Annotated in this window: 5 protein-coding genes and 4 pseudogenes; 6 read left to right on the plus strand and 3 right to left on the minus strand. The window is 59.2% G+C overall.

The genetic code is table 11. The features are described 5' to 3' along the window. Window positions 1–487: 487 nt before the first annotated feature. Window positions 488–941: pseudogene (locus tag DBR23_RS31760) on the minus strand (transposase); the annotation flags it as partial. 156 nt (window positions 942–1,097) lie between these two features. On the opposite strand from DBR23_RS31760, the pseudogene DBR23_RS25285 reads away from it, so the two are divergent. Then, window positions 1,098–1,229, plus strand: a pseudogene (locus tag DBR23_RS25285) (IS110 family transposase); the annotation flags it as partial. Between the two features lie 114 nt (window positions 1,230–1,343). On the opposite strand, the gene DBR23_RS25290 reads toward DBR23_RS25285, so the two are convergent. After that, the gene (locus DBR23_RS25290; protein WP_082548890.1) at window positions 1,344–2,039 is read right to left on the minus strand and encodes a GntR family transcriptional regulator; all 696 of its coding nucleotides are present in this window, start codon (window positions 2,037–2,039) and stop codon (window positions 1,344–1,346) included. Between the two features lie 282 nt (window positions 2,040–2,321). Then, window positions 2,322–3,256, minus strand: a pseudogene (locus DBR23_RS25295) (transposase). A 249-nt stretch (window positions 3,257–3,505) separates the two neighbouring features. On the opposite strand from DBR23_RS25295, the gene DBR23_RS25300 reads away from it, so the two are divergent. The 5 genes and pseudogenes from DBR23_RS25300 to DBR23_RS31765 form a co-directional block, all read left to right on the plus strand. Next, complete coding sequence (locus DBR23_RS25300; RefSeq protein WP_056581660.1) at window positions 3,506–4,261, plus strand: SDR family NAD(P)-dependent oxidoreductase; 756 nt, start codon at window positions 3,506–3,508, stop codon at window positions 4,259–4,261. Window positions 4,262–4,271: 10 nt separating this feature from the next. Next, on the plus strand, window positions 4,272–4,988 hold the full coding sequence (locus tag DBR23_RS25305) for an alpha/beta fold hydrolase (protein ID WP_082548893.1): 717 nt from the start codon (window positions 4,272–4,274) through the stop codon (window positions 4,986–4,988). A gap of 227 nt (window positions 4,989–5,215) precedes the next feature. Further along, the gene (locus DBR23_RS25310; protein ID WP_066123738.1) at window positions 5,216–6,160 is read left to right on the plus strand and encodes a LysR family transcriptional regulator; all 945 of its coding nucleotides are present in this window, start codon (window positions 5,216–5,218) and stop codon (window positions 6,158–6,160) included. Then, window positions 6,157–6,435 carry an EexN family lipoprotein gene (locus DBR23_RS25315; RefSeq protein ID WP_056581661.1) on the plus strand — a complete coding sequence of 93 codons (279 nt, stop codon included), beginning with the start codon at window positions 6,157–6,159 and terminating at the stop codon, window positions 6,433–6,435. Before DBR23_RS25310 ends, DBR23_RS25315 begins: the two co-directional genes overlap by 4 nt. Before the next feature lie 236 nt (window positions 6,436–6,671). Next, window positions 6,672–6,930: pseudogene (locus tag DBR23_RS31765) on the plus strand (conjugal transfer protein TraG); the annotation flags it as partial.

The following is a 6,930-nucleotide window of genomic DNA, read 5'->3' on the forward strand; positions in this document are numbered from 1 at the left end:
ATTCGGTCCACCCCCCACCGAACGGCTCGAATGCTGTCCTCCCCCATGAAGGCAGCCACCCCTGATCGCGGCGCCAACAGGCCAAGACGCAGAGGTCGGTCCTGCGCAAACAGAGGCCCACCCACAGATATCGCCGCCGCACCCAGGGTTGCTTGGGTAAAAGTCCGCCGACTTAACTTCATTTTGTCTCCTTTGCATGACACAGATAGATGAGGACCAATCGATGTCATGCAGTTTCGCAGTCATATGCCAACTTGCATGACACAAGTATATTACATGAGCGGCAAAAGTATCTCATAGAGGGTTTTCCCTTGAAATGAGGTACTAAGAGGATGTGCGGCCGAGAGGTGGCCCCATCGGTCTGAACACGAGTCGGGCGACGACAAGTGGAACGCTGCCGGGGTTGACCGCAGTGCAGAGATGTCCACGGTGGCGGGCGGGCGTCGCTTGCGCGAACGCACGACCGACGCGGTGGGCATCTCGTGTGACCGCCCATGCTGATGGCGATGCCCTCGCCCTTGAGCCGCTCGGTGAACACCATGCTGGTGAACTGCGAACCCTGGTCGGTATCGAAGATCTCCGGCTTGACGTGACGCGCGATCGCATGGTCGAGCACGCGCACGCAGAAGTCCGCTTCCATCGACATCGACACGTCCCTGGCCGGGACCTTGCGGCTATGTCAGTCAATGATCGCGGCCAGGTACACGAAGCCGCGTGCCATCGGGATGCAGGTCAGGTCCATCGCCCAGACCTGGTTCGCACGCTCGATCGCCAGGCCGCGCAACAGGTACGGGTAGATCACACATGCTGCGGCTCGTGTTGGGCTTGCTGTACAGCGCCTTGATGCCCATGCGCCGCATGAGGGGCGCCACGTGCTTGCGCCCGACCTCGAAGCCTCGTGCCTTGAGCATGTGGCGCGGCATGCGGCTGCCGGCGAACGGTTGACCTCCAGCGCCACCTTGGCCTTGAACGCCGGTGAGAAGTTCCGGCGTGGTCTTCTGCTCATGCTCTCGCTCCATGTCAGCCCGCTCTTCGCGGACCGCTCACAGGGCAGAGTTTTCACTCATCGCCGTGTTCAGATTTCCGGGGCCACCTTTGTGGTCCAGCGGCGCAACAAGAACGTGGCGGCGGTGGCACTCGCCAGCAAGAACGCTCGAATCGTCTGGGCGTTGCTGGCCCGTGATCGGCGTGACGAGACGGGTTACAGGAAGGCGGCCGAGGTCGCGTGATCGAACCTTTGAAGTTTCCAACTTCTTGCTGTACGCGAAATCGAGGCAGGGTCAAACTGCCTGACTTAATCTCCGCGCGCCGGGGCCAATTCGCAGCACCAAGGTACCCAAGTTCTAATTGGTGATGGTCTCTCGCGCAAAGCTCTCGATGTAGTCAACAAGACGATCGGAGGCCGCAGCGGCATCCTTAGAGTGACCCCTGGCTATCGCCTCGGCCATTTTTGAATGCAATGTGGCCGCCAGCGGAAGATCTCCAACCCTGCGATAGTGCTCGAACCAGAACCTGCGCGATAAACCGCGCATGAGCGCCATCGTCTTGGTTATGAACTCATTGCGAGCCGCTTTCCACATGCACTCATCGAGTTCTCGATCTAGCTGAGCAAAAAGCCCTTCGTCGCGCGCGCTAGCTGCATGAAGCAGAGAAGCGCCGATCTGGGCAAAATGCGCCCTCTCCTCCTCTGTTGCCCGCTCTGCTGCGAGTTGTGCGAGAAGACGTTGCACTTCCCTTCGCAACTCCAGCAATCGGAGTTGGGTGCGAATATTGGTTTCGGAAACAAGAACCCCTCGCTTGGGGAGGACCACAACCAGTCCCTCTCCGGCGAGACGCTGGAGCGCCTCTCTGATTGGTGTTCTACCAATTTCCAGCAGTTCCGACAAACCATACTCAGAAAGCACCACGCCTGGTGCTAGCTGCAGAGTAATGATCATCTCCTCAAGCCTCTTATAAGCCTGCTCGGCCAGAGTCGGCGCTTCAGTTCGGTTGGAGTTGGATTTTTGTCTCCTAGAGGAAACAGCGAGCGACTTCTTCATGCAATGCCTTTGCCGGTATAAAACGAGCCCTTCGTCAGCGCGATGGGGCAAAAAACAAGTTGTGTCCTGTTGACATGCTAGCTGAACTTGGACAGCACATGGTCCTCGGCCGCTTCGCAGTGCCCTTGCTCTGGGTCCACTGTATCTGGTCCGTTGTCCGCGACCTCTGCATCACCTACGCGAGGAAAGGTCTGCGCAACGTGATTCGCAGCGCCGATTCGGAAGCATCTTGACTACGCCACGCTACGCATGGTTGCTTCAAATCACTGCCCGTACGCGGCGCTACATGATGGTTTCGGTGCCCTTCGAGGCCGCCCCGCATAAGGCTGCGGACGCACTCATCCCTGCGCGCCCCATCAAGCTGCGCCGAGCCATCCACAGGTTCGACAGCGCGAACAGCGTGACGATCTGAACTGTGTTCTTCGCCAGGCCGCGGTACCGCACCTTCGTGTAGCCGAACTGCCGCTTTAATACACGGAACGGGTGCTCGACCTGGGCTCGGATGCTCGCCGTCAGCTTCTCCGCCTGCTCTGCCAGGAAGTCGGGCTGCAGGAATGGGTTCAGCTTGCGGCGGTCGCCGGCGCGCATCGCCACGTGCCACTGCAGCCCCTGAGCCTCGCCGCGCTTGTGAACGCCGCGGTAGCCGGCGTCGCCGAAGGCGACCTCCTCAACGCCGTGCAGCAAGCTGCCTGCCTGCGTCACGTCGTTCACGTTGGCCGACCAGCCCACGACGCTGTGCACCAGTCCCGACTCTGCATCGACGCGTTCTTCGTCGAACTCGGCGCTGCGATCAGCGTGGCGTCGACCACCTTGCACTTCTTCATCAACAGGCCCTTGGCCTGCAGGATGTCGTTGACCACTCGCAGCATGTCGGTCGCCAGGTCGTGCTTCTCCAGCAGGTGGCGGAACCTCAGGATCGTCGTCTCGTCCGGCAACCGCGCCACGTCGCCTGGCTTGGCGAACTCGCGAAACACGGGCATGTCGTGCAGCGCCTCTTCCATCGCCGGGTCGCTCAGCGCGAACCACTGCTGGAGGTAATGAACCCGCAGCATCGTCTCGATGGCAAACGGCGGCCGGCCCGTCTTCGCCTTCAGGTAGTACGGCTTCACGATCTGCACCAGCGCCGACCACGGAACCACGCGCTCCATCTCCTCCCAGAACTCCCGCTTGCGCGTCTTCTTAGTCGACAGGTTCAGGCCCAGTCCGAGTTGCTTCATGCCGCAGATCATCGCAGGGCGCTGCCGTTCACGCTACGCGGCCAGCGCCTGAGTTTTGCAGACATTCCCTAGAGCCCGAATGACGTAAGCGGCGGCAAGCGAGAGTCAGCCTCGACTCGCGTCAAGCTTCTTAGCCAGCCGACAACGGAATCTTGCTGACATCTTGAATATTACCGAGATATGTGTAAGATGCTAGACGGCCGAGACTCTGAACCCCCTCTGCCCTTTTCATATTGCAAGGAGACGTGTATGAGATTCACTGGAAAAACTGCTTTCGTGACAGGCGCCGCGAGCGGCATTGGTGAAGCCACAGCAAGGATGTTTGCGCGCGAGGGCGCGCGCGTGGTCATCGCTGACCTACTAGAGCAAGAAGGCCAAGCAGTCGCACAGTCGATTACCGAGGGGGGTGGCGAAGCATGCTTCGTCAAGCTAGACGTCACTGAAGAGGAAAACTGGAAGGAAGCCCTTCAGAAGGGGGAGCAATCCTTCGAAGCCATTCATATCGTTGTAAGCAATGCCGGCATAAGCGGTATGGTTCCTGATCATGAAAAGGTCGACTATCTCGACCGACTGACGTCAATCCATATCCGCGGCACCTTCCTAGCCATCCGCCATGGCGCCCGCGCCATCACTCGTGCAGGTGGGGGATCAATCATCACGATTTCCTCCATCGCAGCGTATGCAGGCATGCCCGGTCTCCACATGGGCTATTGCGCCGTGAAAGCCGGGGTGTTGGCCATGACGCGCTCTGCTGCAGGCGAGTACGCAAGATCAGGGATCCGGGTAAACGCCATCGTTCCCGGTCTTCTGCCCCCCATGCGAACCTCAGTGGTGTCCGCTGATCCCAAAATGCGGGAAAAGTTCTTTGAAACCGTTCCACTGGGCGGCACCGGTAAGCGAGAAGACGCCGCGAACGCAATCTTGTTTCTTGCATCAGAAGAGGCTGGGTACGTGACTGGCGCCGAGATACTGCTGGACGGCGGCTTCTTGGCATATCGATACTGAGTCTCGCCCCATGAACACCTTTGTGATGGTCCATGGGGCCTGGTCAGCAGGTTGGGCGTGGTGGCGAATGCACTCTCTCTTTTTGGCAGCGCATCACCGACTCCTGACGCCAACCTGTACGGGGCTGGGTGAACGCTCGCACTTGCTTGGACCTCGTATCGACCTGCATATGCACGTCGATGATGTCGTCCGTGCTATCGAGTCGGAGAACCTCAACCATGTCATCTTGGTCGGGCACAGCTATGGGGGAATGGTCGTGACTGGTGTGGCCGACAGAATCCCCGATCGGATTCAACAGTTGATATACATCGACGCACTACTACCGGAGTCCGATGAGTGCGCATTGGATCTCATGCCAAAGGCTCAGCGAGCCGCCATCCTGGAAGACGTCAAGAACAATGGATTCGGTTGGCTGGTCCCCCCAAGCCCACTTCCGCCGGACACCCCTGACCATGATCAAAAGCTCGCCCAAGGGAGGCGCGGACCGCAACCCCTTGCTACGTTCACATCTCCTCTATGTCTAGCGGGAGAAGCTTCAAACATCCCTTCTGCGTATATTTACTGTACGAAGACTGGTCTGTATGACACCTTTGGTCTTTCGGCGTCCCGCGCTCAAGCCCGAGAAGGGTGGAAATATTATGAGCTGCCTGCTTCGCACAACCCCCACATCACCATGCCAGAGCAACTCACCACCTTGCTCTTGTCAATTGCCGATTTAACCAACTAAAAGGCTCCTCCTCGAGTATCGACGGAGTGTGTCTGCGGCCATCGTTGCACACGTAAGGCCAGGCTCTCAACGATTCGGGAAATGCAATCGTGGCGGGGCGTCATGATCGCTCCGATTTTCATCCGATCTACATCTGTACGGGACGCCAATCGTCGTCCACACAGATCGTTGTGACGAGATTGAGCATGGAGGCTCTGCGATGAAGATGCATTTTGAGAGGGCACTATATGGAGCTTCGTCATCTGCGTTGCTTCTTGGCCGTTGCTGAAGAACTCCACTTCGCACGAGCAGCGGAGAGGCTGCACATTGAGCAGTCGCCTCTGTCGCGCGCTATCAAGGAGTTGGAGGTGGAACTCGGGGCGGTGTTATTTGCTCGCACCACTCGCAGCACTCGATTGACGCTCGCTGGCCGACTGTTCTTGGAACACGTGCGTCGCGTGTTCACTGTCTTGGAGCAAGCCCGCGATAGCGTGAAAGCGGCGGCCAATGGTTTCCATGGGCAATTGCGAGTGGCATTGTCGGACGGCATCACACCGTCGCGCCTACCGGCTCTGCTGGCGCTATGCCGACAAGAAGAGCCTGAACTTGAACTCCGATTCTTCGAGGTACCGCTATCACAGCAGATCAAAGGTCTGCACGACGATCTGTACGACGTGGGGTTTGCGCAGTCTGATGAAGTAGGTGACAGCATCGCCGCCATACCTGTATGGCGAGACGCGCTCATAGTAACGGTGCCAGCCCGGCATCCGCTGCTTGCGTACAAGCGCATTCCTTTGGAGGAGTTGCTGCGCTATCCGCTGGTTCTATGCGATCCACAAGTTTGCGAAGGCCATGCCAGATTCGTAGATCGTGTGCTACGCCGGGCCGGCACGGAGCCGTTGGTCGCAGAACGGGTTGCTACGTGCGATCTGATGATGGTGCTGGTGTCGGCTGGCCTGGCGCTTGGGTTTACGGGTGCCGCGCGCATTGCCGCTAACCCTGACGCAGGTGTGGTGGCCCGACCGCTGGCATTGCGCGTGCCGCCGCTGACAACTTACCTACTGTTCCCCGAAGGCGAGCCGTCCGATGTTCTGGCCCGGTTCATTGAGCGCGTGCAGGCCATTGAATCTCCGGAACCCCCAAGGCCCAAGCCGGGCCATCATTCCGATCCCTTGGAGGAATCCACGCCATGAAGAAGCTCATCCAGTTCCTGCTGGTGGCCGCGCTGACTGCCTGCGGCAATTCCGAGACGCCACAAACGACCAACGTTCCGGAGGCGAATATCCCGACGGTGGAAGAACTGGCGGCCAACCCCGAACGGCTCAAAGAGCTGCGCCAACAATGCAAGACGGATCGCCCCAAGCTGGGCGACGTGCTGTGCAATCGGGTAGCCGAAGCCACGCGCAAGCGGTTCTATGGCGACGGTGAAACGCCGTACACACCACCGAAGGAATCAGCCAAGTTCTGATCGTTGGCGGTTCGCAGCATCGCCTCAATATTTCTGCTCGACACGCCGCAATGCGTTATCGCTTGCGGTGTTTTTCATTGGTTCGCCCCTGCACTAATTCTGTCTTTTTGCTCGACCTTTCTGCTCGAAGCAGTCTTTGACCGGCACTGACCCGACACCCATCCTGACGCCTGCGGCACGTTCTTGTGCCGCCTTCCCCATGAGGAATCAGCGCAGGAGAAATCGGAGGCCAGGTCATGCAAGGGACGAACGTGCTGTTCGGTCAGATCGCCGTGGTATTCGGCATCGTGATCGCCGGCGTGTGGGGCGCCACACAATGGACAGCAGCGGCTCTTGGCTATCAACTACGCCTTGGCTCGCCCTGGTTTGACCTTCTCGGCACACCGATCTACCACCCGTGGAAGCTGTTTGAGTGGTGGTTCGTTTTCGATGCCTACGCGCCGCGCGTGTTCGATACCGGCGGCGCCATCGCGGGCGGCAGCGGCCTGCTGGCGG

It is taken from the genome of Acidovorax sp. HMWF018 (assembly GCF_003061035.1).
GTDB classification, from domain to species: Bacteria; Pseudomonadota; Gammaproteobacteria; order Burkholderiales; family Burkholderiaceae_C; genus Acidovorax; species Acidovorax delafieldii.

Coding starts and splice junctions, on each gene's coding strand:
- DBR23_RS25310 (WP_066123738.1), top strand. CDS start 5,216: ATGGAGCTTCGTCATCTGCGTTGCTTCTTGGCCGTTGCTGAAGAACTC.
- DBR23_RS25300 (WP_056581660.1), top strand. CDS start 3,506: ATGAGATTCACTGGAAAAACTGCTTTCGTGACAGGCGCCGCGAGCGGC.
- DBR23_RS25305 (WP_082548893.1), top strand. CDS start 4,272: ATGAACACCTTTGTGATGGTCCATGGGGCCTGGTCAGCAGGTTGGGCG.
- DBR23_RS25315 (WP_056581661.1), top strand. CDS start 6,157: ATGAAGAAGCTCATCCAGTTCCTGCTGGTGGCCGCGCTGACTGCCTGC.
- DBR23_RS25290 (WP_082548890.1), bottom strand. CDS start 2,039: ATGAAGAAGTCGCTCGCTGTTTCCTCTAGGAGACAAAAATCCAACTCC.